Annotated in this window: 25 protein-coding genes; 2 read left to right on the top strand and 23 right to left on the bottom strand. The window is 53.9% G+C overall.

The features are described from left to right. Positions 1-12: 12 nt before the first annotated feature. From flgB to fliF, 14 genes are all read right to left on the bottom strand, one after another. Positions 13-429, bottom strand: a complete 417-nt coding sequence (gene flgB / locus BUB60_RS05540) for a flagellar basal body rod protein FlgB (RefSeq protein WP_073076668.1) — start codon at positions 427-429, stop codon at positions 13-15. A 32-nt stretch (positions 430-461) separates the two neighbouring features. Then, the gene (locus tag BUB60_RS05545) at positions 462-1,676 is read right to left on the bottom strand and encodes an EAL and HDOD domain-containing protein (RefSeq protein ID WP_143162275.1); all 1,215 of its coding nucleotides are present in this window, start codon (positions 1,674-1,676) and stop codon (positions 462-464) included. Positions 1,677-1,727: 51 nt separating this feature from the next. Continuing rightward, positions 1,728-2,867 (bottom strand): flagellar motor switch phosphatase FliY, encoded by a 1,140-nt coding sequence (gene fliY, locus BUB60_RS05550; protein ID WP_073076670.1) that lies wholly within the window; start codon positions 2,865-2,867, stop codon positions 1,728-1,730. After that, a complete protein-coding gene (gene fliM, locus BUB60_RS05555; protein WP_073076671.1) occupies positions 2,860-3,843 on the bottom strand; it encodes a flagellar motor switch protein FliM in 984 nt (327 codons plus the stop codon). The genes fliY and fliM overlap by 8 nt, the downstream gene beginning before the upstream one ends. Before the next feature lie 58 nt (positions 3,844-3,901). Then, positions 3,902-4,123, bottom strand: a complete 222-nt coding sequence (locus tag BUB60_RS05560; protein ID WP_073076672.1) for a flagellar FlbD family protein — start codon at positions 4,121-4,123, stop codon at positions 3,902-3,904. A 20-nt stretch (positions 4,124-4,143) separates the two neighbouring features. Further along, a complete protein-coding gene (locus BUB60_RS05565) occupies positions 4,144-5,190 on the bottom strand; it encodes a flagellar hook protein FlgE (protein ID WP_073076673.1) in 1,047 nt (348 codons plus the stop codon). A 67-nt stretch (positions 5,191-5,257) separates the two neighbouring features. Next, on the bottom strand, positions 5,258-5,749 hold the full coding sequence (locus BUB60_RS05570; RefSeq protein ID WP_073076674.1) for a flagellar hook assembly protein FlgD: 492 nt from the start codon (positions 5,747-5,749) through the stop codon (positions 5,258-5,260). Positions 5,750-5,764: 15 nt separating this feature from the next. Further along, positions 5,765-7,240, bottom strand: coding sequence for a flagellar hook-length control protein FliK (locus tag BUB60_RS05575; protein WP_073076675.1), 1,476 nt, complete (start codon positions 7,238-7,240; stop codon positions 5,765-5,767). Positions 7,241-7,278: 38 nt separating this feature from the next. Beyond that, positions 7,279-8,019, bottom strand: coding sequence for a MotE family protein (locus BUB60_RS05580; protein WP_073076676.1), 741 nt, complete (start codon positions 8,017-8,019; stop codon positions 7,279-7,281). 86 nt (positions 8,020-8,105) lie between these two features. Then, positions 8,106-8,573: a flagellar export protein FliJ gene (gene fliJ, locus BUB60_RS05585; RefSeq protein ID WP_073076677.1), complete on the bottom strand. Its 468-nt coding sequence runs from the start codon at positions 8,571-8,573 to the stop codon at positions 8,106-8,108. A gap of 52 nt (positions 8,574-8,625) precedes the next feature. Further along, positions 8,626-9,933 (bottom strand): flagellar protein export ATPase FliI, encoded by a 1,308-nt coding sequence (gene fliI, locus BUB60_RS05590; RefSeq protein WP_073076678.1) that lies wholly within the window; start codon positions 9,931-9,933, stop codon positions 8,626-8,628. 12 nt (positions 9,934-9,945) lie between these two features. After that, positions 9,946-10,734, bottom strand: a complete 789-nt coding sequence (locus BUB60_RS05595) for a FliH/SctL family protein (RefSeq protein ID WP_073076679.1) — start codon at positions 10,732-10,734, stop codon at positions 9,946-9,948. After that, positions 10,721-11,737 carry a flagellar motor switch protein FliG gene (gene fliG / locus BUB60_RS05600; RefSeq protein WP_073076680.1) on the bottom strand — a complete coding sequence of 339 codons (1,017 nt, stop codon included), beginning with the start codon at positions 11,735-11,737 and terminating at the stop codon, positions 10,721-10,723. Before fliG ends, BUB60_RS05595 begins: the two co-directional genes overlap by 14 nt. Before the next feature lie 2 nt (positions 11,738-11,739). Further along, positions 11,740-13,335 (bottom strand): flagellar basal-body MS-ring/collar protein FliF, encoded by a 1,596-nt coding sequence (gene fliF, locus BUB60_RS05605; protein ID WP_143162276.1) that lies wholly within the window; start codon positions 13,333-13,335, stop codon positions 11,740-11,742. 671 nt (positions 13,336-14,006) lie between these two features. Between fliF and BUB60_RS20745 the strand changes: the two genes are divergently transcribed. Next, entirely contained in the window at positions 14,007-16,001 is a 1,995-nt protein-coding gene (locus tag BUB60_RS20745) for a flagellin N-terminal helical domain-containing protein (RefSeq protein ID WP_073076683.1), read from the top strand. A 273-nt stretch (positions 16,002-16,274) separates the two neighbouring features. After that, entirely contained in the window at positions 16,275-18,137 is a 1,863-nt protein-coding gene (locus tag BUB60_RS05620; protein ID WP_159435353.1) for a Kelch repeat-containing protein, read from the top strand. A gap of 78 nt (positions 18,138-18,215) precedes the next feature. On the opposite strand, the gene BUB60_RS05625 is transcribed toward BUB60_RS05620, so the two are convergent. From BUB60_RS05625 to BUB60_RS05665, 9 genes are all read right to left on the bottom strand, one after another. Further along, positions 18,216-19,103, bottom strand: coding sequence for a metallophosphoesterase (locus tag BUB60_RS05625; RefSeq protein ID WP_073076685.1), 888 nt, complete (start codon positions 19,101-19,103; stop codon positions 18,216-18,218). 159 nt (positions 19,104-19,262) lie between these two features. Further along, positions 19,263-20,240 (bottom strand): DUF4474 domain-containing protein, encoded by a 978-nt coding sequence (locus tag BUB60_RS05630; RefSeq protein ID WP_073076686.1) that lies wholly within the window; start codon positions 20,238-20,240, stop codon positions 19,263-19,265. Between the two features lie 170 nt (positions 20,241-20,410). Beyond that, the gene (locus BUB60_RS05635) at positions 20,411-20,971 is read right to left on the bottom strand and encodes a flavodoxin family protein (RefSeq protein WP_073076687.1); all 561 of its coding nucleotides are present in this window, start codon (positions 20,969-20,971) and stop codon (positions 20,411-20,413) included. A 94-nt stretch (positions 20,972-21,065) separates the two neighbouring features. Further along, on the bottom strand, positions 21,066-21,758 hold the full coding sequence (locus tag BUB60_RS05640) for an aspartate/glutamate racemase family protein (protein ID WP_073076688.1): 693 nt from the start codon (positions 21,756-21,758) through the stop codon (positions 21,066-21,068). A 124-nt stretch (positions 21,759-21,882) separates the two neighbouring features. Then, a complete protein-coding gene (locus BUB60_RS05645; protein WP_073076689.1) occupies positions 21,883-22,347 on the bottom strand; it encodes a chemotaxis protein CheW in 465 nt (154 codons plus the stop codon). Positions 22,348-22,378: 31 nt separating this feature from the next. After that, complete coding sequence (locus BUB60_RS05650; protein WP_073076690.1) at positions 22,379-24,430, bottom strand: chemotaxis protein CheA; 2,052 nt, start codon at positions 24,428-24,430, stop codon at positions 22,379-22,381. Between the two features lie 46 nt (positions 24,431-24,476). Continuing rightward, the gene (locus tag BUB60_RS05655; RefSeq protein WP_073076691.1) at positions 24,477-24,833 is read right to left on the bottom strand and encodes a response regulator; all 357 of its coding nucleotides are present in this window, start codon (positions 24,831-24,833) and stop codon (positions 24,477-24,479) included. A 50-nt stretch (positions 24,834-24,883) separates the two neighbouring features. Then, positions 24,884-25,375, bottom strand: coding sequence for a chemotaxis protein CheD (locus tag BUB60_RS05660; protein WP_073076692.1), 492 nt, complete (start codon positions 25,373-25,375; stop codon positions 24,884-24,886). Next, positions 25,376-26,008 carry a chemotaxis protein CheC gene (locus BUB60_RS05665; RefSeq protein WP_073076693.1) on the bottom strand — a complete coding sequence of 211 codons (633 nt, stop codon included), beginning with the start codon at positions 26,006-26,008 and terminating at the stop codon, positions 25,376-25,378. Positions 26,009-26,152: the final 144 nt, after the last annotated feature.

The following is a 26,152-nucleotide window of genomic DNA, read 5'->3' on the forward strand; positions in this document are numbered from 1 at the left end:
GCCTCCTTATGATCAGGTCACGTTGATCGCCGAATTCAGCTTTCTGAATTCGGAGTTTATTTTGCTCACCGTCGTGTAATAGTCGATGGAGTTTTTCGCCAGGTCCACCATCTCGTTGTCGATATTGACGTTGTTGCCGTCCAGGCGCGTGGAGGTCGTCTCATCGGTAAGGATTTCCGGCTCAACGTTCTCGATGGAGCCGCCGGCTGACGGCAGCGCGATGTGCCGCTCGTTCGTCACCGTAAGAGGCAGCGTACCGTCATTGGCGCTCACCGCTTCGGCCATGAGGTCTTCAAACCGTACATGAGACGCTTTAAAGCCCGGCGTGTCCACATTGGCGATGTTGTTGCTGATGACCTCATTCTTGAGCCAGGACGCGCCCAAGTCCTTCTGCAGCGTATTTACCGAGGAAAACATATTGTCCAGCATGTGCGTCATCATCTCCCGTTTTAAAATAAATATCAGCTTAAAAGCTTGTTGGCATCGATCATCGCTTCGATATAAAACTGATTTGTCTTCGCCTGGTCAACGCCGCATTTCCCGGCGATTTCCTCAGCCTCGTCCCATTCGGCGCGCTCGATGTGATAGATGATTTTAAGAAGATCCGCCTTTTCTCCCTCGCCCGTGATGAGAGGCCTTGTGATCTCGTCGCTCAGATGCGTCTCGCTGAGTATGGCGTCGATCGGCGTGTCCATAATGGCCTCCGCCAGTGAAAACAATCCGACGAGGAAATATTCGTCCCTGCTTTTCCGCCTTTTTTGAAAAATCGCGAGCTTTTCCATAAATATGCCCCGGACAAGCGCCGCGCGGATCAGCTCACTCGGTTTTGTCGTTTTGATCTGGTTCAAAACAATGAGCGAGATCCACTTCTTGATCTCGTTGAGACCCAGGATTAAAAGCGCGTGCAGGATACCGGTGACCGTATATTTAAGGCCGTAATAAGCCGAGTTGACGATTTTCAGAAGTCTGTACGACAGCACCAGGTCGCGCTTGATGACATTGGCCAGATCGAAAAAGCTGACCTCAGGGTCCGCGATGTATTTGATAAGCTGCAGCTTGCTGACCTGGAGCGCCTCGGCACACTTGGCGTTGGCGATAATCGGCTTGCAGAAGAAAAAGCCCTGAAACAGGTTAAATCCCAGTTCCCGCGCAAATTCGAGATCCTCATACGTCTCGATTTTTTCAGCAAGCAGGATTTTCCGCCTGTTGTTGTTGATCTTGTAGACGTTCTTTTTGATATCTTCAACGCCGCACTTCATAAAGTCGATCTTGATGATATCGGCAACGCCGATGAGCGGCTCAATCTCCTCGCTGTAGGAAAAATCGTCCAGCGCGATGAGATAGCCCCTCCTCTTCAGTTTTCTGCAGGCTGCAAGGATGGCCTCCGTCGGATGGACGTTTTCAAGGAGCTCGACGATCAGTATATCGTTGGACAGCATGTGGGGCACTTCATCCAGAACGAGGTCCGATGTGAAATTCACAAAGGCCTTTCGTCCTCCCGTAATCGCCTCGATACCGATATCGCTGAAAGCCGTCACCAGGACGTCCTTCGTCGCGCTGCTGCCGTCAATACCGTCGTATTCCGTAGAGTCCTTCCCCGCCCTGTATAACAACTCATATCCAAATATTTCTTTTTTGATGTTGAATATCGGCTGACTTGCTACACACTCAAACACATAAACCACTCGCAATACTATGTAAATTGGCCATCCTTGCCGGCGACCGGCTTATTTGATGATTTCGGTGATGCGGACGCCGTAGTTATCGTCAATGACAACAACCTCTCCCTTTGCGATCTTTTTCCCGTTGACGATCACGTCCACAAGCTCGCCGGCCAGCTTGTCCAGGACGATGATGGAGCCAATCCCGAGATTCAGCACCTCGTTTAGGTTCTTTTTCGCCTTACCGAGCTCCACCGTCACCTGGAGCGGTATATCGTTGATCAGATCATAATTGATGTGGCTGATATCGCCCGCCGACGCGATAAACGGCTCGTCGAACGACTGATAGGTGGCCTGCCTGACAGGCTGAACGCGTTTTGGCTCCTGCGGTTGGGTCGCGGACGGTCTCGGCTGTGACGGAGCCGCCGCCTCGTACTGCTGCGGGACCGCTACCGCCGCTTTTTGGGCGCCCTTCCCTTCCCTTGGCATCAGGCTTTCAATCAGCAGCTTTCCCATGTCAACCGGCATGATCTGCATCAGCTTGCTCTTTAAGAGGCCCTCGATCTCCATGTCGAAGCTGATCTTGATAACAAGCGGGGCGCCGTCGAGGAAGCTGGCGGCATCGTCCTCTGCCGTCGCTCTCTGGACCAGCGGGGGCGAGATGTTGACCTCCCGGCTCATCATATTTGCCATGGCTGTGGCCGCCGAGCCGATCATCTGATTCATAACCTCGCTCATGGCGCTCAGATGGATTTCGTTCAGGACGACATTGCCCTTTTCCACCTGACCTTCGCCCCCCATGAGCAGATCGGTGATCACCGCGGCGTCGTAGTCCTTCATAATGAGCAGGTTTTTTCCGAACACGCCCTCGGTGAATTCCACGCTGATGGCGAGAAACGGCCACTGAAAGGCCGACAGGACGTTTTCGGCCTTATAAAGGCCGACCTTCGGCGTTGTGATATTCACCCGCCGGCCGAGGAGCGCGTACATCGTCGTGGCCGACGTCCCCATGCAGATATTCCCGACTTCGCCGAGTGCGTCGATCTGATCCGGGGTAAAGTAGCCCGTGATGTCTTCCTGAGCCTGCGCGTCAAGTTCCTCAAAGGTCTGTATGTCCTTTTCATCCTCAGCCAGCATCTCTTGGGTCGACGCCGTTTTGCCGCCGCTGATGAGCGCGTCGATCTCTTCCTGAGTCAGATCACTCATTGTCATCTTCTCCTTTGATTTCTTCGAGGATTTTCAAAGCCAGGCTGTTCCTGAACTTCCCCATGGATGCGCGGTATTTTGGCAACTGCTGATATTTCACGATCAGCGGTTCATCGACCTTATGCTGCAGCTGTATAACGTCGCCCACGTCGAGACTCGTAATATCCCGCACCGTGGCCTCCGTTGGATTGAATATCGCACTGACAAGGATATCCGTCCGTCTGATGGAATTGATGATATTCGTGGGATCCGCGTCGATTTTCTTGTTGACGTTCCCGGAGTACATATGCCTTGTATTCAGCTTTTTCGTAAAGGGCTCCAGCGCCTGATGCGGCAGGCAGAAGCCAATGAGTCCGCTTTCATTGCCGATGGTAACGTTCAGCGTCACCATCAGCACCGGCTCGTTCATATCGACGATCTGGGCAAACTGCATGCTCGTATCGATCTTTTCCAGCGTCGAGCTTGTTTCCATGATCTTGCTCCAGGCCTCGTCGAAGTTTTTAAGGCTCTGCCATAGAACGCGCTCCATAATGGCCAGCTCTATCTCGGTAAATTGCCGGCCTTCAGCGGAGATTTCCTTTGTCCCTCCGAGCACGCGGCTGATGATGGAATAGGAAATCTCTTTCGTCATCTCCAGAATGATCGAGCCCGTAAACGGTTCGGTATCGATGACCGCGATGATGACGGGCGAGGGCACGGAGTTGTTGAATTCGTTGAAAGAGATTTCTTCAACGGAGAGCACTTCGGAATCGCATGTCGCCCGCAGCGTGCCCATAAGATAGTTTGACAGCAGATGTCCGAAGTTTTTGAACACGACGTTGATTGCCCTGATCTGTTCCTTGGTAAAACGGTTTGCCGTCTTAAAGTCATACGGCTTGGCAACACTTTTCGCCTCTGCTTCATTTTCCTCCGCACCGCCTGTGGCCAGATCCTTGAGCAGTTTATCTATTTCAGCCTGGGATAAAACGTCCAACAATTACACCACCCCCTCTTCAATTTCCGGGCTCCCGCCCCGGTCCGGCGTGCCGTCCGCGTTAATGCGGGAAGACTACTTCTCCGTTTTCCGCCCGCGTAACGAGAACGGCCCGCTGAACGCGCCGGATCAGCTCGGCAATCTCCTCGGCCGACTCGGCAACGGCGATCTTCTTGCCGGTGACCATCGACAGGATCGTATCCGGGGTCTCCTCCATGAATTCGATCTGGTTTTCGTTGACCCAGAATTTTTCGACCTTATTGATTCGTGTCAGCTTGATCATAATGCCACCGGCCGCCCGTATCAACGCTTGAGGTTGATGAGCTCTTCCAGCATGGAGTCCGTCGTGGTGATGACTCTCGAGTTGGCCTGGAAGCCTCTCTGGGTGATGATCATGTTCGTCAGCTCGGTGGACAGATCCACGTTCGACATCTCCAGGCTGCCGCCCTTCAATTCACCGCAGTGGTTGCCGGCAAAGTTGTATTGCGCCTCACCGCTGTTGGACGACTCAACATAGTAGCTCGATCCGACCTTCTCCAGGCCGCCCGTGTTGTTGAACGTCGCCAGCGCAAGACGGCCCACCGTTACCGTGTCGCCGGAGGCGGTGAGCGCCTGGATGACGCCCTTGCTGTCCACGGTGTAACCTGTGAGACCCGTGAGATCCACAATGTCGCCTGTCGTTGTATGATCGCCGTCGAGATCATATTTACCAGGGACAAGCGTGCCGGTCCCGTCATCAACCATAATGTTCCCGGTGATCTGAATCCTTGTCAGGTTCGCTGGCACAAGGTTCTTGACATCGGTATTTTCAATGGCACTGTTCGGGTTATCTGTAAATGCCGGCGTGGTGGTGCTATCGTCAAAGGGATCGCCGGTGGCGGCATAGTCGGTGCCTATATTGAGTCCGTTGGCATTTGTGGGGCCGCTGATGTTGCTGACTCCCAGGATATAGTTGCCGTTGCCGTCGACGAGATAGCCCTCGGCGTCAAGCGTAAACGCGCCGGCGCGCGTATATTTGAGCGTGCCGCTGCCGTCGTCGACGATGAAGAAGCCCTCGCCGGCAATGGCGAAGTCGAGCGGGTTGGAGGTCGACTGCGTGCTGCCCTCCGTCATGTTCATTCCGATGGTGGAGACACTCACACCCAAGCCGACCTGTTTGGCGTTGCTGCCGCCCGTGGTGGCCGTCGGCGCCGTGGCGCTGGCGATTGTCTGGCTGAAGATGTCCTGAAAGACTGTCCGGCTCGTTTTGTAGCCGATCGTGTTGACGTTGGCGATGTTGTTGCCGATGATGTCCATCGCCGTCTGGTTGCTTTTCAGACCTGAAACGGCTGAAAAAAGTGAACGCATCATAAAGCAAGTCTCCTGTCATAATAAATTGGGGATGCGGGTGCTGTTTTATATAGTAAATGTATGAGGCTCAAGGTGTTTGTTCCGGATCGGGGTCCTCGTCCGTCGGATCGCCGGAATCCGGCGGATCGGTGAGAACCGAAGGATCGAAAACCTGCTGTATATCCAAAAGATTGATCGCCGTATTGCCGACAACGGCGTACGGGACGCCGTTCCTGATGACGATGCCGCTGACGATGCCGGTATAACCCGTTGTGATACCGCTGTTCTTATCCAGAACTTCGGCATAGATCGCCTTGCCGATCAGGTCATAGGCCTGCGAGTTTTTCAGCGTCGTGTTCATGTTGGTCATCGACTCCAGCGACGACATCTGGGCCAGCTGGGAAACAAACGCGGTGTTGTCCTGCGGCGACAGCGGGTCCTGATATTTCAGCTGAGCGACAAGAAGCTTCAGAAAAGTCAGCGTGTCGATGGACGGGTTCTGGTTGTCTTGGGCGGTATCTCTCGTATAGGTTATCGTATTGCCCGACGTATCCGATGCACTGACTGCGTTAACCGACATAATCGCTCCCCCTTTCTATATTCTGTAGTCTACCGTGGCGTCGCCGCTTGTCTCGCCGCCGTAATATTCCTGCCAGAAATCGGCGCCGTTCGCGTCGCTGTCCTGATATTTTCCGGGTGTAAACGTAAACCCCTTCGGGGTGTCGTCGCGCCCGCGGTCAAAATGCTGCTGGCCAAAGCCGGTGTTCTGTTCCGTCTGGCTGTAAACGACATCGACGTTCGTGAGCCGGATACCCTTGCTCTCCATGGACGATACCAGCTTTTGCAGCTGATCTGAAATCGCCGCGACGATTTCCCTGTCCTCGGCTTTTATTTTTGCCGTTATGCCCGTCTCCGTCTTCGTCACCGAAATCGTCAGCGTTCCAAGCGACTCGGGCTGAAGGACGATCTTGATCTCCTGGGGGCCGCCCTGGAAGCCCCTGAGGTCCTCAGCGAACCTGTTCAGCGCCTTCTCGACAGCCGCCGTTTTTTCAGCCGCCGTCTCGCCCTTAAAGGATGCGCCGGCGGTTACCTGCTGCGTGGCCGTCCCTGTCGAGTCCGTCTCGTCCGCTTTGCTTTTGTCCCGCGCGCCGAGCTCGGCGCCATTTTCCGATTCCCCACCTGCGGCTGTCGATTCAACAGCCTTGACGTTTTCGGCCGTGGGGGCCGCGTCCTGCATCGCCGCCAGCCTTCCGCTCGGGTCCGTGCCGCTCCTTACTTCCGCCGTGCGCGCGCCGGTCTGCCTGACCCCTGCCGGCGCCGCGGTGAGCCTCGGGTCGGCAGGCGCTCCATCGCTTGCCTCCGGCGGTGCTGGAGCCGTCGCGTCGATTGTTGCTATATCACTCGCGGCCTGACCGTCCGGCTCGGACGTATTCTGAACGAAATTGGACAGATTCTGGGTTAAATCGGGCGTTTTCTGCGGCAGATTTTCCTTCAGTGCCTCGGTAATGCCCGCCAGCGCGGCGGCAACATCGGTCCCGTTCTGTATCCCGCCGTCGCCGCTGTCCCCGGCGGTGAGCGCTTTCAGGATTTCCGCGGCCTTGGCGGCGTCATCCTGAGGAAGGGCGGCCAAAAACGCCGCGCTCTGCTGCAGCAGGTCGCCAGTCGCCAAAAGTCCGCCCGGGCCCCCGATATCCGTCACGAGGCCGTCCGGACCTGTGGACGCCCTGCTGTCTCCCTCTTCGCCGGCCTGCGCGCCGCCGGCAGACGTCGGTGCCGGAGCGACGTTCATGACCAGAAGCTGCATTAAGAGGCTGCACACGTCCGAGGCGTCGTCGGCCTCTTTCTCGCCGGTCCTGTCGGCGTCCCCCGTGCCGGATACGTTGCCGGACGAGAGTCCGGAGGGCGCGTTCCGTTTGATGCCCTTCTGCAGGATCGCCGTAAACAGCGAATCGCGGGATTTTTTCTGGTTTGCCGAATTCACCCTGATGCCTTGTCCCGAAGAAGATGCCTCGCCGGCCGGATCAACGGTGTTGGCCGCCGCCGGCATAATAATAAGGGATGTTGCCTGCATATGTATCATCTCACAATCTGGGATATTTTGAGTATCTTTCAGCTTGTCATGAGCTTTGTCACCTGGGCCGCCAGTCCTGCGTCCAGCTGGGCCAGCAGGAGGGCCGAGGCCGCTGGAGGCATGTTATAAACGATGATCGCAATCTGCTCGGGGTCATAAATGTTCGTCATGATCGCCCCCGCCGCGGCAGGGTCCATTTTAGAGTATATCAGCCCCACCCGTTTCAGTTCCGTGAGCTTCTCCTCGGAAAAATCGGCCAGGATTTTCTCAAAGGTTCTCTCTTCTGTATCGAAACCGTCCGGCGAAGGGGATGCTTCCGGTGTGGGAGATTCTTCCGGGGAATCCGACACGTTGGGCTCCTCCGGCGTTATGGACGCCTCCGGCGAAGCCGATGCCTCAATATCCGGCGCGCCCGATGTCCCGGCCGTGTCCGACGGGGCCGCCGTACCCGGCGCGATCATTTGCAATCCGATGGCGTTCAATGTATTGTTGATGATATTGTTCAGATTGCCCGACAGGTAAAGTGCGGCGCCGGCGCCGCCCAGCAGGACGAGAATAATCATTACAATAATGAGGATTCTCAGAAATTTGGGCTTCTTCTTTTTCCCTTTTTTGCCGTCCTTGCCGTCTTTACCGTCCTTGCCCTTTTTATCCTTGTCCTCCAGCTCCTTGGCGGTCTTGTCCCGGCCCTTCGGCTTAAAGGTCTCTTCAAATTCCTTGCCGTCAAGCCTGCCCGTTTTGACCGTGGCTGTTTTTTGGGCTTCCGCTACTGGACTCATTCACTCAACTCCCCGACGCGTCGCATCCGTCGTTTTTCATAAAATTTGTCCCGGATGCAAGGATTTCACCGTTCCGGTCGTATACATTATGAAGCCGATTCCATTTCGCTGTCCTTGGTATCCGTTATCTGAAAAGAGACAATGTCCTCAACGGCTTTCGTTTCGCTTTTCTCCAGGTCCTTCAGATATTCGCCGTATTGCTTTTCGTAGAGCTTTTCAAGAACCTTAATCTCCTTGAAAACAGCCACAAGCTCGTTTCTTTTTCGATTTACCTCCTGAAGCGCCCTGTCGACAGCCAGGGCGGCCGCCTTGATCCGCTCCTGGAGCTCCTCAAAGTAAACGTCGTAACCCAAAAGCTCGCTGACGGTCATCCCGTTTTTAGCCTTTTGCTCGTGCTCTTCCTTTTTCTCATCGAGCGTATTCTCGAGGCTCTCTTTTCTTTCGACGGCGGCCCTGTGAGCCGCTTCCGCCGCGGCATACTCCGCCTGCAGCTTGTCGCGCAGCGTCTTTTTGACGTCATAAAGCGCATTCAGCGAAAAAACAAATTTCTTCATCGTCTATATTAACCCCGACATTACCGTGTTCGCCCCCGCGGCGCCGATACGATCAGCCAATGGCGTAGAGGGCTTCTTTAATCTCATCGTAGCTTGCCGTCTCATCCACGCCCTGCCTTAAAAAGGCATTGATGATGGGGTTTAATCGAATGGCTTCGTCGATTTCGGCACTGGACCCGCTCTTGTAGGCGCCGATATCGATGAGGTCTTTGGCTTTTCTGTAGACGGACATAACGTTCTTGATAAAGCCCGCCTTGTCGTACTGTTCCCTCGGGATGATCTCCTTCATGACGCGGCTGATGCTTTCAAGCACATCGATGGCCGGATAATGATTGCTGGTGGCCAGCGCTCTGGACAGGACGATATGCCCGTCGAGAATACCGCGCACCGTATCCGATATCGGCTCGTTCATGTCGTCGCCTTCGACGAGGACGGTGTACAGGCCGGTGATGGAACCCTTGTCCGATGTACCCGACCGCTCCAAAAGCTTCGGCAGGATCGAGTAGACAGACGGCGGAAAACCGCGGGATATGGGCGGCTCGCCGACCGCCATGCCGATTTCCCTCTGCGCCATGGCAAAACGCGTGACGGAGTCCATCAGAAGCAGGACCTTCAGCCCCTTGTCCCTGAAATATTCCGCGACGCTCGTGCCCACAAGCGCCGCCTTCAGGCGCAAAAGCGCGGGCTGGTCGCTGGTGGCGATGATAAGAACGGATTTAGCAAGGCCCAAGGGCCCCAGATCCTTTTCGATAAAATCCTTGACTTCCCTGCCGCGTTCGCCGACAAGCACGATGACGTTGACGTCGGCGACGGCATTCCGCGCAATCATCCCAAGGAGCGTGGATTTTCCGACGCCGCTGCCGGCGAAAATCCCCAGACGCTGTCCCTGGCCCACCGTCAGCAGTCCGTCTATAGCGCGGACACCCAGCGGAAATTCATTGGCGATGCGCGTGCGGCTGAGCGGATTCGGCGGCGCGTTGTCCACCGGATAATAAACAACGTCGCCGATAGGCGGTCCATCGTCCATCGGTTTCCCCAGAGCATTCAAAACACGCCCGATCAGCTCGTCCGAAACAGCCACCCGGAGCGACTGCCCCGTGGACACGACCCTGCTGCCAAACCCGATGCCGGTCATATCTCCGAACGGCATCAGCAGCACACGCTGGTCGCGGAAACCGACGACCTCGGCCTCCACATAATTGTCGCCGACGGAGGGATATATCCTGCAGATGTTCCCCATATTGACGGCGGGCCCGTTTGATTCAACCGTCAGACCGACAACCTTCATCACCTTGCCGCTGTATTCAACAGTGTCAAGGTTTTTCAGGATATCGTGATAGCTCCGAAAATCGGTCTGCATGGCGTAATCCTCTTAGCTTTCGAATGCTTGCTCGATCTGGTCCAGCTGCCGGCCGACGGAAAGGTCGACCATCTCCCCCTCGGACTCGACCACGAGATCGCCCACCGAAAAGTCCGGTTCTTCGGCAACCGACACCTTGACATCCCCCGCATCCAGCGCCGGGCCCCGCTCACCGCCGAAGTATCTGGCGTAATCCTCCGAGCTGACGCGGACAACGAGAGAGCCGACGTGCTTCAGCCGGTCCAGTGCGTCTCTGACGAGACCGAGGAAAACGTCGTCCGACTGTGACAGCTTGATTCCAATGACCTTTCGGACGATCTCCATCACGAGGCCGATGACCTCGTCCTGCATCCCGTCGACAAGCGTTTCGTATGCGCTTCTCATCCCGGACTCCAGGTCCCGGAGTTCCTTTTCTTCCCGAAGCCTTCTCTCCTCCGCCGCGTTCTCCAGCGACGCCTGGAGCTCTTCCTGCAGTTGCCGCGCGTCGGCCTGCGCCTTATCGGTAATCTCCTCCGCCTGCTTTTTGGCGTTTTCAACGATCTCCCGGGCTTCGTCGGACGCTTTGGACAACATATTTTCCGCCTGCTCGGCGTGCTCGGCTAATAGCCGCTCGTAGATTTCATTATAAATTTTGCTGATATCCTCAACGGACATTCCCTGGTCGGCAGGGCGCTCCTGACTGTGTTCCCCGCTCTGCTCCTGGCTCTGCTTCTGAACCTGGGGCGGGGGCGTCGCGCGGACCGGTTGAGTTTCGGCCGTCTGAAAGGAGACATACTGCCTGTCGATCCTAAAGGAGGACATCGCTGGCGTCCCCCCTCGAAACGATGATCTCTCCGCTTTCCTCCAGCGACCTGACGGCATTGACGATCTTCTGCTGGGCGTCCTCCACGTCTTTTATCCGCATCGGGCCCATCACCTGGAGGTCGTCCGCGATCATCTCTTGCAGGCGCTTACTGAGGTTGGACATGATAATGCCCTTGACCTCTTCGTTCGCGCCCTTGAGCGCGATGGCAATATCGTTTTGCTGCACATCCTTGAGCACGCGCTGGATTGCCTGATTGGAAAGCTTGGCGATATCTTCAAAGACAAACATGTTCTTTTTGATGTTTTCCGAAAGATCGGGGTCGACGATATCGAGGCTTTCGAGGATATTCTTCTCCGTCCCCCTGTCGACGCTGTTGATGATCTTCACGACCGAGTCGATGCCGCCCACCGTCGTCTGGTCGCTCATGCCCATTTTTGCCAGGCGCTGCTCGAGGATCATCTCGGCTTCCCGGATGTACTCCGGGATCACGCTCTCCATATTCGCCATGCGCGTCACGACGTCGACCTGCAGGTCGACCGGAAGCGCGGCCAGGACGCTGGCCGCTTTTTTCGGCTCCAGATAGGACATCAAAAGTGCGATCGTCTGAGGATTTTCATTGGCGACGAGGTGAACGATCTGCATCGTGTCGGCTTTCCTGACGAACTCAAAGGGCCGCACCTGGAGCGTCTCCGTGAGCTTGTCGAGAATCTCCCCGGCCTTGTTGTCGCCCAGGGCTTTTTTCAAGACGCCCCGCGCATAGTCCAGGCCGCCCTCGGAGATATATTTCTGGGCCAGACAGGTCTCCAGAAACTCGGCCAGCACGCTGTCGCTCTCTTCTTTTGTCACCTTTGTCGTCGTGGTGATCGCCAGCGTCAGCGTCGCGATTTCTTCCTCTGTCAGATATTTAAAGATTTGCGCCGCCTGATTTTTACCGATGGCGATCAGCAGGATGGCGGCCTTCTCGCGCCGGGTCAGCTTTGTATCAGTCTTTCCGGCCATATTCAGTTGTCCTCCGCCAGCCATGTGCGCAGGATCTGCGCCACTGTCTCAGGATACCTGTCCATAAGCTCCTCTATCTTTTCCGCTTCGCTCGATTTTTTCAGAACAAGATCAGCCATATCATACTCTTCATCAGGCGGCATATCCGTAAAATCTCCTATCGTGACGCCGACAGGCTGAGCGCCCTCGACAAGCGGCTGCCCCTGCGCTGCCATACGCTGCTTTGGTTTTCTGAAAAAGAACCACGCGACGATAACGATGGCCGCCAGCACAACCCCGGCTGTGACGATCGTCGTGATCAGCTTGTTCCTGCTCAGCGCTTCCATCGTCTGCTGGTTCTGCGCGAACGCATCCGACAGACTGTTGTTCGAGGCAAACGGTATGAGCTCGACGGAAACATAGTCCGGCTTGACGCCGATGGACTTTGCCACCAGATTCTTGAGATTTTCGGCATATCCGGAGACGCCCTGAATACTGCTGTTGACCACAACGGCCACGGAAAGGTCCTGGATGGTCCCCTGCGCCTTCTCGATCTGCGTCTGGATCTGATTTAATTCATAGTTATATGTTTTTGTGTAATCACCGTTCGCGCCATCCGGAGACGGTGACGGCGCCACATAAGCCGGTGGGCCGGAGCCGTTGGTGGTCGTCCCGGCCGCGCCGGCCGCGCCGGCGTTTGCGTCCGTACCGCTGTAGGTCTCCTCGCTGCTGCGCACCAGCCCGCTCGTCTCGCCCTCCACCGGCGGCGCAAACTCGACCTTGCTGAGCGTCTGCTTGTCAAAGTCAAGGCCGCAGTTGACGGACACCGCCACGTTGCCCGCCCCGGCAACCGGCTCCATGACATTCAGCACCTGCTTTGTAAGAACGCTCTTCATCTGCTCGGTCATCTGCTGCTGGGTCACGGAATAGTTCTGCTCTTTTTCTTCCTCGGCATCGTCGTCGTTAACATTATAATAATGCATCTTGGAATCGACGATGCTCACGTTTTCCGGCTTTAAGTTGGGGACGCATTTCAGCACAAATTCCTGGATCGTCCTGGCCTCGGTGTTCGAGAGCGTCTCCTCGTCCTTCAGGCTGAGCTCCACGGCCACGCTGGCCTCCGACTTGCTGTCCGATACCACGAAGGAGGAGTCCTGCGCCAGGTTGACGATGACGATGCAGTCCTGAACCTTTTCCATGCGCCGGATCGTCGCGCGCATGTTTTCCTGCAGCTGATACTGCAAATAGGTCCGCCGTTCAAGATCGGTGGAACCGATCGCCGACGAACCGGAAAATATATCGTAGTTGAGGCCGGTGCTTGGGTATCCCTCGGAGGCCAGCTCAATGCGCAGCGTATCGGCCTGCTCTTCGGGCACAAGAATGGTGCTCGTACCCTGAACCTTTGATTTGACACCCTTGCCGTCAAGAACCGTCTTGACAGTGCCCGCCTCGCTGGCGTCCAGCCCGGAATACAGCACCGTATAGTGAACCTGATTAAGAAGTATGGCCCCGACAATTCCGGCGATAACAATGACTGAGGCCAGCGTTATGAGCAATATCAACTTCTTTTTTTCGATATTCTGAAAAAACTCAACAGTCTTTTTCAAAATAGTTTTCATAAAAGACGCCAATTCAACCGCCCCTGCCCTTTATCAGACTCAATACCGATATTTTTTTAGCTCTCCGGGATTAAATGATGACAATTTTTACGATTTCAAAAAGAATAATTATTCATCAGGTGCATATGTATTCATTCCTCTGTTTTGGACCGCCAGATCGTCAAAAAAACAATTTACATTCTTTTTACACAGTCCCGGACCCATTTTGCCCCGCTTTATATGACTAAGATTACTATAAATCCTGACAAAAATCAACATAATTCTAAAAAATTCGAAATTCTCATTTTTGTATACTTTGCACTTATAATGCAGCTGTATAATTGGCATTATTGGTTCATATTCGATAGTTTTTCAAAGTTTTTTCACTGTTTTTTCCTCTTTTTTACCGCTGACACCCCAAAAACTATTTAAATTTACACTAAATTATTTTAAAAAAAATTCGATATAACTTTTTTAACGCGCCTCTCTCACGAAATTCTCACAAAAACGACAAAAAATATGAGAAAAAGTGCAAGAAAACTCAATAAAAATATTCTTACATTTTAACTAAAGTCGGATGATGATCTTTCGATAATGTATAATGCAGGAAAATCTACACCGTTTGACAACGGTTTTCTGCCCAGAAAGCCGAGCGGCACGGATGCCGCCGGGAACATCAAGGAGGAAAAACAATGCGTATCAACACAAACCTCACCGCGATGAACACCTTTACCCAGTACACCAAGAACCAGAACAAGATCTCCAGCGCCGTGGCCAAGCTGTCATCCGGCTACGCCATCAACTCCGCGGCCGACAACGCCGCCGGCCTCGCGATCTCCGAGAAAATGCGCGCCCAGATCCGCGGCCTCGACAAGGCCAACTCCAACGCTCAGGACGCCATCTCCCTCGTGCAGACGGCCGAAGGCGCGCTGGACAGCTCCACACAGATTCTCCAGAGAATGCGCGAGCTGGCCGTCCAGTCCTCCAATGACACCAATAACGATGATATCGACCGCACCGCCCTGCAGGACGAGTTCACTCAGCTCCAGGTCGAGCTCAACAACATCTCCTCCGGCACGACATTTAATAAAAAGAATCTGCTCGACGGCTCCCTCGGCGCTTCGACGACCAACATCGGCAACGTATCGCTTGCCAACAGCAGCATGGCGATTTCCGCCGGTAACGTCAGCGCCGGCAATTACGGCTTCAACATCAGCGTCAAGCAGGAGACCGCTGCCATTTCCGCCAAGACCGGCACGACGACAGTTTCTTTCGGCACGAAAGCCTCCTCCACCTTCACCGCGGCCACCACAACGGCTCCCGCGAAGGCCGGCGCCATTTACAACGGCAACTATACGCTGAGCACAACGGACAATAAAGACGGCACTTTGACGGTCAACGCAAAGGGCGATAATGGTCAGATCTTTACTGCCACTGTTTCGAAAGAAGCTCTCACCGCTGTCAGTTCAAATTTTGCCGCCGGTTCCAGCGACACAATTGCGCTCAACTTTGAATCCTCTGACGGCGCTGCCGACGGCTTCACAGCCAGCCTGACCCTTGGTTCCGCCGCTTCCACGTCCACCAATGGTCTTATTGCTCTTTCTGACGCCATCAACAACACGACAATTTCCGTTGACGGCGGCGTGGACGCCCAGGCTGCCACATACGGTGTTTACGCTTCGGTTACCGGCGGCCAATCCGTCAAGTTACACGCCGGTGACAGCTCCGTTACTTTCTCTAACGGTATTACTGTAGGATTTGATAAGCTTGCTGCTACCGATGCCGCCGTTGGGCTGAACACAACAAGTATTGCTGCCGTAACCGATTCCGGAGTCACTGTAGCTACCGGTACCGCTACTTTCGATGTAGATTTGAATGACGTCGTTGCAGATTATAATGCTGGCGATCTTAAGACCTATACCGTGAATATCGGCAGCAACACGTTCTCTTACACCACGACTGGTAAGGAAGCTGATGCCAACGCTGTTAGAGATGCCCTCGGTACTGCAATTGGAACTAATGGATCACTTACGTTTAACTCCACCGATACAACTCCTGTTTCTGCGACATTTGCAAGCAACTACGATGATGGCACCGGAGTATTGACATATACAGCAACCACTACCGGTACCGGTTTTGACGATGTCACCACCTCTGCGACAGTAACGGCTGCCAGCCTTTCCACAGGTCTTCTGAATAAAACCGGCTCGGCGGATAACATTACCGACGTAACCTCCGGTCCCGTCGTCAAAACAGATACGACATCCTTTACGGTCAGCAAGGCAGCCAACGCGGGCCTCACCTTCCAGGTCGGTGCCAACGAAGGCGACGAGATGTCCATCAACATTGAGAAAATGGACGCTCAGTCGCTCGGCGTCAACTCCGCGAAAATCGACACGCAGGACGCCGCTAAGGCCGCCATCTCTACTGTCGACAGTGCGATCAACGCGGTTTCTTCGCAGCGCGCGACGCTCGGCGCCATCCAGAACCGCCTCGATTACAAGATCGACAACCTCAACACCTCGTCCACGAACCTGACCTCGGCCGAGAGCCAGATCCGTGACGTCGACATGGCCAAGGAGATGACCGAGTTCACGAACGCCAACATCCTGTCCCAGGCCGCTACCGCAATGCTCGCTCAGGCCAACAGCCTGCCTCAGAGCGTCCTCTCCCTCATCGGCAAATAAGCCAACGTCAACCTCCCTTAATTATAGTGAAAAGCCCGGTTTCCCGGGCTTTTCATTTTTTTGCTGTCTTTAAGCAGCCTCTATATATTGTGTTTTGGATAATATTCAATTTCAAAAATCAATAAATATAGGGAAACAAATAGAATTTCTCACTTTATCTTACTGATTTAACACTATAACTAATAGCTTCTATCTTTTTCCTTAATTGTTTCGATATACAAGTTATGAGAGCATTCTTTGCCCTTAATACAGTTTATCGAAAGGAAAATGAATATGAACCGTAAACGCAGCGCGAAAGCAACAATTGCGACAGCAGTATTGGCGATACTGCTCCTGGCATCCAATCTGACAGCCCTGGCCGCCGACCCGACATGGGTGGCAAAAGCGCCGATGGGGACGGCACGAGATTTTTTTCAATCAGAAGTAATTGGTGGCAAGATATACGTAATTGGAGGATATAACGGTTCTTATTTATCATCCATAGAGGTATATAATCCTTCTGACAATACTTGGACCACGCTTGCTCCAATGGCAACGGCACGAGGCCAATTTCAAACGGTAGTATTAGGCGGTAAGATTTATGCAATTGGTGGATATAGTGGATCATCCGTCTTATCATCAGTGGAAGCATATGACCCTTCCACCAACACTTGGACTATTCTTGCCTCGATGGCAACTCCTCGACAACAACACCAAGCAGAAATTGTTAATGGCAAAATATATGTTACAGGTGGCCTTAGTGGCAGCACTGTAACTACAGCTTTAGCATCAACAGAAGTATATGATCCATCAACTAATTCCTGGACCACACTGAGTTCCATGTCAACACCTCGCTGTGGTTTTCAAGCAGAAATAATTAACGGCAAGATATATGCGGTTGGAGGTTCCAATAGTTCCGGGGGCCTTGCATCAGCGGAAGTTTTTGACCCTGATACAAATACGTGGACGTCGCTAGCATCAATGTCGACATCTCGAGGTCTGTTTAAAATATTGGTCATTAATGGTAAGCTTTATTCAATTGGTGGCAGTAATAGCACCGTTTTATCTCTGAATTCAGCTGAAGTATATGACCCATCTACAAATACGTGGTCTACACTTACTCCAATGATAACGGCACGACGTTCTCTGGAAGCAGTAGTTATTTCCGGTAAGATATACATTCTAGGTGGAATGACAGGAGCTACCACTTCATCATCAACTATTTTATCATCAGCTGAAGTATATAATCCATCCACAAATACATGGTCAAAAATTGGTTCTTTGTTGACAGCAAGAAGATATATGCAAGCAGAAGTTATCGGAGGAACAATCTATGTTATAGGTGGCTCCACATCATCATCATCAGCTGGAATAGTTACTTCTGCTATGGAAGCATATACGGCTGCAATCATGCCCTCCTTCCCAACCCTTACCGCCACCCCCGGCGACGCGCAGGTCATACTGAACTGGACCTCCGTCCCCGACGCCGCAAGCTATAACGTCTACCGTTCCACAACCCCCGGAGGGCCGTATACGCAGGTCGCCGCGGACGTCACCGGCACAACTTATACGGATACCGGCCTGACAAACGGGACGGCATATTATTACGTCGTCACAGCCGTCGATTCTTCCGGCGCGGAAAGCGGCTACTCAAACGAGGCTTCGGCAACACCGGCAGGAGTCTCGAACGCTCTTCTGAGAATTACAATGACAACGGGGGAGCAGAAGGAGTACAGCCTGTCCGCCGATCAGATCAGCGATTTCATCGCGTGGTATAACGGCAACGCCGCAGACAGCCCGAGCTATGTTTTTAACAAGACATATAATCTGGGTTCACTGGCCAGCCGCAGGGATTATATTGCTTTCAGCAAGATCGCGTTTTTCGAAGTCATGGCTTATCAGAACGAGCCCGCGCCGGCAACGCCTTCGGCAGGGACAAAAACCGCCTTATTAAAGGTGACGATGTCCACCGGCGATATCATGGAATATGAGATGACAAGCGATCAGCTGGCCAGCTTCTCAGACTGGTACGACAGTGATGTCACCAGCACCCCGACATATTCAATCAGTAAGGATTATAATCTTGGGCCGTTTATCAGCCGCACGGATTATCTCGTGCATGACAAAATTGTTGATTTTGAAGTTTTCGAATATTAAGCCCCAGTAAAACATCAGCCCCTGCGCGCTCAACGTGCCGGGGCTGATGTTTTATAGAGGCGGTCTGCCCGGTGGCCCCTATGTAAAATATTCCGTCAGCCTGTGCGGGCCGGCGATGATGTCCTTGCCGACGTAGACGGTGCCGTCCTCGTGGGTTTTCTGGCCCCATTTGACGAGGGTGATGTTGCCCAGGCTGATTTCGATGCCGGTGATGCTGTAAGGGTGGACGCAGCTGCCGTCGTTGAAGTACTTCCCTTCCCCGGGCTCGGGGAAAACGGGCCGGTGGGTGTGCCCCGCCAGCATGAGCGTGCCGGTTTCCTTTGTCCATCCCGACAGCCTCTTCTCCACCTTTTCCTTGACCTTGTTGTTTCTGGCGGCGCTGGTGGGATCGTTGGTCAGCCCAAAGAGCTCCATCGGTCCCCAGACGTGCCGCACCAGGAAGCGCGCCAGCCGCCACAGCCTGTCGTTGAGGAAATCTGCCTGATGGCCGTGCAGCAGAAACAGCGCGCGGCCGGCCGCGCCGTATCGCAGTAAAATACTCTCATAGATTTTAGCCCCCGGGAAGAGCGGCACCTTGGTCTTCATTGCCTCGTCATATCTGCCGGCAAGCATGCCCGGCTTGTATTTCTTTTTGATATCGTGGTTGCCGTAGACGAAATAGATGCGGTTATCCTTGTAAAACTGCTCCAGCAGCAGGAAAACATCCTTATGGACCGTCGTGATCTCCGAGAATCTTTTATATTTCCAGAGCTCGTCGCCGTCGCCGAGCTCTATGTATGTATAGCCCTGCCGGTTGTACGATTTCAGCGCCGCGTAATAGACGACCTGGTTTTTGGCGAAGTCGTCCGCCCAGTTGCCGCCGCCTCTGTGCACATCGCTCATAATGACGAATTTCGAGGTGTCGCCGAGCTTCACCGTCAGCGCCGCCTCGTAAGCGTCGTCTATTCTTTTATTAAATGAAAACATGTCGCCTCCGTCCGATTTTGGTTGTTCATTTTCCATTTAAATGTCAACATCTAGTGTTTTGCATAATTATACATTTTATTTCTTCGCATATATTGTGGTGTGGGGCAGGCCGGTAGCGGGAGAGCGGCCTGTCGCGATGGCCGCTCCCCTCCCCGGGTTTTACCGCCCTTCGATATAAGGCCGGAGCTTGTCGTGCGCCTTGTAAAATTTCCTCGGCCGGCCCAGATTCAGCGCAAGGTTATAGAGGAGCGGCGATTTCCGCCGCAGCGTTTCAAGAATATCCGTCATATTGGCAAGACCCTTTGTCAGCTTTTTGTATCTCCGCACCAACCATTTGTCATAGTGCAGCGCCAGCCGGCCGAGCAGCCCACGGCGCGGCAGCGGCTGCCTGGAATGTGGCCGCGTATACAGCACCAAAACAGTATTGCCGCTGTAGCGGTATTCGCCCGCGCCGTAGCCGGCCTGCGTGAGTCCGACAAGGAACGCGTTCCGCATGTCACGATCCCTGAATGTTATGGACGCTTCCATCGACAGTACCGGCGGCGCGGCGTATTCGCCCAGCATAAAGCCGGTCAGCCACCAGTGCCGGGCGGCGCGGCGGAACAGCGCTTTCCCCTCTCTGAACAGGGTATATGTCATGCTCAGCATATCCTCATCGCCCGCGCAGTCGTAAAATGTCCCATTGAACACGCCGGGAATATCGAGCGCCGGCCCCGTCGTATTATAAATGCCGATTTCAGCGCCAACGGCCATGCCGTATTGGCCCTTCCACAGCTCCAGCAGCCACTTTTTCCCGCCGTAGTCGAAATATATCGGCTCGCAGTCAATGACAATTCCGAGAGGCGCCGACGTCTCGTCGTACAGGCTGCAGTAGCCGAACTTTCTCTGCCAGGTATTCAGCTTGGAATAAAAGACGTTCTGGCGCCAGTCGTACGCGTATCCGGTATCGGCCAGGATATCATTCAGCACGTCTATCTGCGAAGCGGAGCTCAGCACCTGGCCTTGTGCGGCGGCGTCCGGCCCACCCAAACGCCTGTCTATGATGTGCCGCCTGATAATGGAAAAGATAAAAATGCAGGCCGCAAGCACAGCGGAGGAAAACAGCACCCAGAACAGCGGGGACCCGAAAGTAACCATTGAAACACCCCCGTTTCTCGCTCTGTATCATTTTATTCAGGCACCGCCGCATAGGTTAAGGCATGCACTTACCGGCGGACGACCGTTATTCATTGTGTCGGGCGCACAAAATAAGGAGCGGCCGTTGGCCGCTCCTTATTTTGAATACTAATTCAATTCATAATATGGTGTTATTTCTCGCTTTCCGGATGATTCAGCTTATCCGCCAGCGCGCGAATGCCCTCCAGCGCTTCCTTAACTTCGACGCTCGGCACGTCATCCGAATTATCGGCAAAGATCGTGCCGACGGCTTTGGCGTTCATGTCGCTCAGCAGGACCTTGGCCGTCTCGATGCCTTTTGTCAGCGGGCCCGCGCCGCCGCGGACGACGATGATGCCGCCGCGCTTTTTCTTGGGGACCGGCTCCTCGTGTCTCAAAAACTTCGCGCACCAGTAGGTCTGCAGCCGGCTCAAAACTGCCAGGAGCTGCCCCGACAGCTCCGAAAAATACGTTGGAGAAGCGATGATAATATTATCGGCCTCCTGGATATCATCGTAGATATCCTGCATTCCGTCCTTCACCGCGCAACCGCTGTTTTTCCAGCAGAACCGGCAGTCGATGCACGGCTTCACATTGCAGTCATAGGCCCGGATGATTTTGACGTCGCCGTCGAGCTGGCGGACAAGCTCCTCCACCAGCGCCGAGGTATTGCCCTTCTTTCTGGGCGATCCGTTAAAAATGAGTGTTTTCATATCCGTCTCCGCTTCATTTATTATAATCGGTAGCCGCTTATTATTTTTTGACGACGGGTATCCAGCTTTCACTTTTGTGAATTTGCAGCTTCCCTCAGGACAGCATTTCCCTGACGATCGCCGCGATGTGTATCTGCGCCGTATCCAGCAAAATCGTATTGAGGTCGCCCGGCCTGAAAGCCAGCGGGAGCTCCGTGCAACCGAGCACCAGCGCGTCCGCGCCCGACGCGGCGAGCAGGTCCTCCGAGATATGCAGCAGCTTCTGCTTTTCCTCGGGCAGGACGATGCCCTCCTCCAGATTCGGGAATATAATGTTGTACACGTCATTTTGTGCCCCGTCGTCCGGCACGACCGCCGCGATACCATGCTTCTCGAGCGCGTTCGTATAGAGGCCGCTTTTCATTGTGAACAGAGTACCCAGGACAACGGCCTTTTTAACGCCTCTTTTCGCCGCGCAGCGGCACGTCTCCTCCACGATGCTGAGCAGCGGCAGTCTGGCGCGTGCCCGGACGTCCTCGAACACGATATGCGGCGTGTTTGAGGCGATCGCGGCAAAATCGGCGCCGGCCGCCGCCAGATGATCGATAGCGTCAACCAGAATATCTATCAGCTTGGCCCGGTCATTGGCGGCAACATAGCCGAGCATTTCCGTCATGTTGATGCTGTCGATAACGATTTTCGGATATTCTCCACTCTTTGTCAATTCACGGACGCCATTGATGATCCCGCTGTAATAATCGAGCGTGGACGCGGGCCCAATGCCGCCGACGATTCCGGCCTTTTTCATGCTGACCTCCAAAAGAAGAAATAAAAGAAACTACTCTTAATGTACCATAAACACGCTGAAAGACAAGATAAAAAACAGTCCCGGCCGCGGACTGTGCCGCCACCGGGACTGTCATGATTCATTCTCAGTCGTCGTTGCCAATGTCGAAAACGGCGTTGACATTCAGTATCTGGCGGATCTTTCCGTCGATGCTGGCGATCTTGGACGTGTAGTACGCCTGCTCGCCGCCGCTGATCGCCGGGGAGTCCAAAAGATCCCGCGCCGATATATGGATAACGTCCTGAACGGAATCGACAATCGCCCCGACAAGCTCCGCCTCCAGGAGAATGACGATAATGCAGGCCCTGTCGTCGTACTCGACCGGCTGGAAGCCGAGCTTCCGGCGCATATCGAGCACAGGGACGATCATCCCGCGGATATTGATGATACCGCTGCAAAAATCCAGCCCGTTCGGTATTGGTGAAGCCGGCTGTATTTCGATGATCTCCTGAACGAGACCGATATCAATACCGAAATCGATCTTGTCCACCGTGAATACCAGGTATTCCTCGATATCGTCCTCCAGGCCGGTTATGTTCTGTTCATCCATGCGATGCACCTCCACATCTTAAATAAAGTCTCTACTGCACGCTGTTGACGTCGATGATCAGATTGATCGACCCGTCGCCGAGTATTGCGCATCCGCTGACACCGTCCAGACTCGAGGAACAGTGCTTCAGATAATTCGGCAGCTTTTTAACGACCACCTGATACTCTCCGTCGAGATGGTCAAAGAAAATACAGAATTCTCTCTCCTCGGACGCGATGTGCATGACCATGCCGTCCGCCAGATCGGTGACGGCGTCTTCAATATTGAAGAACCGGGAGAGCCTGATGAGCGAATAGACGTTCCCAAGGAGCATGATCATCTCGTTGCCCTCGGGGTCGGTAAAGATATCCTTGACATCCGGCTTTACGGCGGAGCGCACGGAGACGGTGGGAACGATGAAGTTCATCTTGCCCACATTGAATTTCATGCCGTCGACGATGGTCAGCGTCAGGGGGATGCGAATGGTGTGCGTCGTCCCCATGCCGGGCGTGGAGTCCACCGTCACCGAACCGCCGATGACGCCGATATTTTTACGGACGACGTCCATGCCGACGCCGCGGCCCGAAAATTCCGTGACCTGGTCCTTGGTGGAGAAGCCGGGCAGGAAAATAAGGCCGTAGACCTCTTTGTCGCTCATTTCCGACTCAGGCTTGGTCAGAAGCCCTTTCTCGGACGCCTTCTTCAGGATATTATCCCGGGAAAGCCCGCCGCCGTCGTCCGTAATGGTAACGATAACGTCGCTGCCCGTCATCCTGGCTTCCAGCGTGATCTTGCCGTAGGCCGGCTTGCCGTTGCTTGTCCGGGTCGCGGCGTCTTCAATGCCGTGATCAACGGAGTTCCTGATGATGTGCAGCAGCGGGTCGGAAAGGTAGTCGATCACATTCTTGTCGACCTCGGTCTCCTCGCCGATGATTTCGAGCTCGATCTGCTTGCCGAATTTTTTGCTCATATCGCGGACAAGACGGCGCATCTTCTGGAACAGCGTGGACACCGGGATCATACGGATGGACATCACGATATCCTGCAGCTCGTTGATTAGGGAATGGAGCTGCTGCGCGGCGGAATCAAAGCTGTCGTGCTGCCGGTCGCCGAAATCGGCGTTGTTGATCACCATGGACTGGGCCGTGACGATCTCGCCGACAATATTCAAGAGGTTGTCCAGCTTGTTGACGTTGACGCTGATAAAATTCTGCTTGGCGACGGACTCCAGCGAAACGCCGCCCTCGCCGTTTGCCTGGTGGTCGTCCGCCTTGGCCTGCAGCGTCTCGTGCGCCGCCTCGGCGCCTGCCGTATCCCGGCCCTGCCGGATGGCCGCCGGTACCTCCTCGTCGTCGCCGTCTATCGGGAGAACGCTGCAGGACTTCAGGAACAGCGTCGTCTCAAGGAGCGCCTTGATCCTGTCCGGATTTTCGCCGGACTGCAGGAAAACGAGGAACCCGTTGTTCCGGATCTCCTCTGTCGCCGCGTCGCCGTTCAGATCCTCGGGAATATGCGCGAATCTGACGCTGATTTTTCTGACAGCCTGGACGACGCCGAACGCCCGAATATTCTCCATCTGGCTGTTTTCCTCAAAAAACAGCTTCACCTTATAATAAGCTTCATCGCCCTTGTGGTCGAATACGGGAGTTTCCGCCGTGACCGCCTCGGGCTCCTTTTTCGCCGTCGCGGCCGGCGCCGCGCTTTCTCCCTTCATCCGGGCCACCAGCAGCTTCAGCTTGGCGATAAGGTCGGAGGAATCTCCGTCCATCGTCTGCTTGTCAAGAAGCTTGGCCAGTTCGCCGTTAAAAAATGAGATGGCGCTGAAAACATTATCAAAAATCGCCGGCCAATCGTAAGAACCGGCGTCGTTTTCCCTGATCAGCGCAAACATATCCTCGAGCGAATGCGCCAGCTTCGCCATGTGCTCGAACTCCATCATGGCGGACGCGCCCTTGATCGTATGCATGATGCGGAAAACTTCGTTAATCTGCTCGGTATTCAGCTTTTTGTCGTTTTCACCGGCAAACAGCGTGTTTTCGAGAGATTCCAGAAGCTGCTGCGTCTCGTATATGTAAACATCAAGCATCGATTCGTCAACATTCATTTAATCTCACCCATTTCATAATAAACTGGAATATGCGCCGTGAAGCCTACGCGAGCTTGTCTATAGCCGACAGAATGCCCTCTTCCTTGAAAGGCTTGACGATAAATCCCTTTGCCCCGCTCATAATTGCTTCGCGGACCATTGCTTCCTGTCCCATCGCCGAAACCATGATAACATTCGCGCCCGGATTAATCGATATAATCTCCCGAAGTGCCTGCAGCCCGTCCATCTCCGGCATTGTGATATCCATTGTCACGATATCCGGCGACAGCGCTCTGTACCGCTCTACCGCCAACTTGCCGTTTTCAGCTTCACCGACGACCTCGTGTACGCTTTTCTTAAGCATATTCTTTATCGTGATCCTCATGAATGCCGCATCGTCTACGATCATTATTTTTGCCATTACTTTTTTACCTCCGACTTTGATTGGTATTTTTAAAGATCAACCAAAAGCTATATCACTTTCACCGCCCGATCGACGGTCTTGATCGTCAGCTGTCCTGTATCGATATCGAAAATGATCGTCCGTCCCTTGTTTCCCCCGGTATCATGCGCGACGAGTTCTATGCCGAGCATTTTCAGGGTATCCTTGCTGCTTTGAATGTTTCGTTTACCGACCTCGTGTATGCTGGATGTGGATTTTATCGTAAACATGGATGCCCCCCCCGCCATTTTTGCTTTCAGCCGTACGCGCGACGCGCCGGCCTTGAGCAGGGCCTCCACCAGGTCCATAATGCCGGAATCGGCAAATTTTGTTCTGACGTGATTTCCGTTTTCAAACCCCTGCGAGGACGGCAGCAGTATATGTATGAGGCCGCCTATTTTGGCCTTAGGATCATAGATGGCGACGCCAATGCAGGAACCGAGGCCAAGCGAATACAACTGGTCGGGCGCGCGGGCAACCTTCATCATCGCAATGTCAACCGCATAGCTGTTACCGTTCATTTATATAAATCCTAACGACTGCAGAATTTTATCGCATGAGGTCTGGTCCGGGATCAGAAAGATATCCCCGATAATACGTTCCTTTTCGTTAAACAGCTCTGATTGGAAAAAAATCGCGAAATCGCCGGTTTTTCCGGCTTCGGCAATGGCGATATTGAGAACGGCGCCCACCATATCCGCGCACAGATAAGGCGTTGAGGGAAGCGCGTGCAGATTTGTCAGTTCCGAGATGGCCGTCAGATAGGAGCCGCCGAGAATGTTGACGGTTTCTCCGATGACGGATTTCTCGATCGCCGTGTATTTTCGCAGCTTGCCGGGCTGGAGCGGGCGTTTCTTTTTGCCGAGCATCATCGAAATAATCTTATCCGCCTGCTCGATTTCAAGAACCACAATGAAAAATCCCGAGATGTCACCGGTAATGTCCAGAAGCCCGGCCACAACCAGCTTTTCGGCCCCTCCGAGCTGCTCGGACACTTTCCCGAACGGTATCAGCATAACGTCCGGCACGGACTGAACAATGGGACGTTCGAGGAGGGCGGCCAGCGCTGTCGCCGCGTGACCGGCGCCGATATTCGCGATTTCTTTTAAAACGTCCCTTTTTTCAAAGTCGATGCTGTCCGGATTACTGTTCATTGACTTCCTCCAGTCCCAGAGATTTATTCATATATATTAATTTCGTAACATTCGATAATAAATTAACTATTTGTCTTCCAAATAAATACTATCATCACTTTGCACAATAATGCCTCCGGATTTCGCTCGAATCTATCAATTTCG

It is taken from the genome of Sporobacter termitidis DSM 10068, from assembly GCF_900130065.1.
Taxonomy (GTDB): domain Bacteria; phylum Bacillota; class Clostridia; order Oscillospirales; family Oscillospiraceae; genus Sporobacter; species Sporobacter termitidis.

Excerpts from the sequence above, each read along its gene's own strand:
- flgB (WP_073076668.1), bottom strand. The coding sequence starts at position 429 with ATGCTGGACAATATGTTTTCCTCGGTAAATACGCTGCAGAAGGACTTG.
- fliY (WP_073076670.1), bottom strand. The coding sequence starts at position 2,867 with ATGAGTGATCTGACTCAGGAAGAGATCGACGCGCTCATCAGCGGCGGC.
- BUB60_RS05560 (WP_073076672.1), bottom strand. The coding sequence starts at position 4,123 with ATGATCAAGCTGACACGAATCAATAAGGTCGAAAAATTCTGGGTCAAC.
- BUB60_RS05565 (WP_073076673.1), bottom strand. The coding sequence starts at position 5,190 with ATGATGCGTTCACTTTTTTCAGCCGTTTCAGGTCTGAAAAGCAACCAG.
- BUB60_RS05570 (WP_073076674.1), bottom strand. The coding sequence starts at position 5,749 with ATGTCGGTTAACGCAGTCAGTGCATCGGATACGTCGGGCAATACGATA.
- BUB60_RS05575 (WP_073076675.1), bottom strand. The coding sequence starts at position 7,240 with ATGCAGGCAACATCCCTTATTATTATGCCGGCGGCGGCCAACACCGTT.
- BUB60_RS05580 (WP_073076676.1), bottom strand. The coding sequence starts at position 8,019 with ATGAGTCCAGTAGCGGAAGCCCAAAAAACAGCCACGGTCAAAACGGGC.
- fliJ (WP_073076677.1), bottom strand. The coding sequence starts at position 8,573 with ATGAAGAAATTTGTTTTTTCGCTGAATGCGCTTTATGACGTCAAAAAG.
- fliI (WP_073076678.1), bottom strand. The coding sequence starts at position 9,933 with ATGCAGACCGATTTTCGGAGCTATCACGATATCCTGAAAAACCTTGAC.
- BUB60_RS05595 (WP_073076679.1), bottom strand. The coding sequence starts at position 10,734 with ATGTCCTCCTTTAGGATCGACAGGCAGTATGTCTCCTTTCAGACGGCC.
- fliG (WP_073076680.1), bottom strand. The coding sequence starts at position 11,737 with ATGGCCGGAAAGACTGATACAAAGCTGACCCGGCGCGAGAAGGCCGCC.
- fliF (WP_143162276.1), bottom strand. The coding sequence starts at position 13,335 with ATGAAAACTATTTTGAAAAAGACTGTTGAGTTTTTTCAGAATATCGAA.
- BUB60_RS20745 (WP_073076683.1), top strand. The coding sequence starts at position 14,007 with ATGCGTATCAACACAAACCTCACCGCGATGAACACCTTTACCCAGTAC.
- BUB60_RS05620 (WP_159435353.1), top strand. The coding sequence starts at position 16,275 with ATGAACCGTAAACGCAGCGCGAAAGCAACAATTGCGACAGCAGTATTG.
- BUB60_RS05625 (WP_073076685.1), bottom strand. The coding sequence starts at position 19,103 with ATGTTTTCATTTAATAAAAGAATAGACGACGCTTACGAGGCGGCGCTG.
- BUB60_RS05630 (WP_073076686.1), bottom strand. The coding sequence starts at position 20,240 with ATGGTTACTTTCGGGTCCCCGCTGTTCTGGGTGCTGTTTTCCTCCGCT.
- BUB60_RS05635 (WP_073076687.1), bottom strand. The coding sequence starts at position 20,971 with ATGAAAACACTCATTTTTAACGGATCGCCCAGAAAGAAGGGCAATACC.
- BUB60_RS05640 (WP_073076688.1), bottom strand. The coding sequence starts at position 21,758 with ATGAAAAAGGCCGGAATCGTCGGCGGCATTGGGCCCGCGTCCACGCTC.
- BUB60_RS05645 (WP_073076689.1), bottom strand. The coding sequence starts at position 22,347 with ATGGATGAACAGAACATAACCGGCCTGGAGGACGATATCGAGGAATAC.
- BUB60_RS05650 (WP_073076690.1), bottom strand. The coding sequence starts at position 24,430 with ATGAATGTTGACGAATCGATGCTTGATGTTTACATATACGAGACGCAG.
- BUB60_RS05655 (WP_073076691.1), bottom strand. The coding sequence starts at position 24,833 with ATGGCAAAAATAATGATCGTAGACGATGCGGCATTCATGAGGATCACG.
- BUB60_RS05660 (WP_073076692.1), bottom strand. The coding sequence starts at position 25,375 with ATGAACGGTAACAGCTATGCGGTTGACATTGCGATGATGAAGGTTGCC.
- BUB60_RS05665 (WP_073076693.1), bottom strand. The coding sequence starts at position 26,008 with ATGAACAGTAATCCGGACAGCATCGACTTTGAAAAAAGGGACGTTTTA.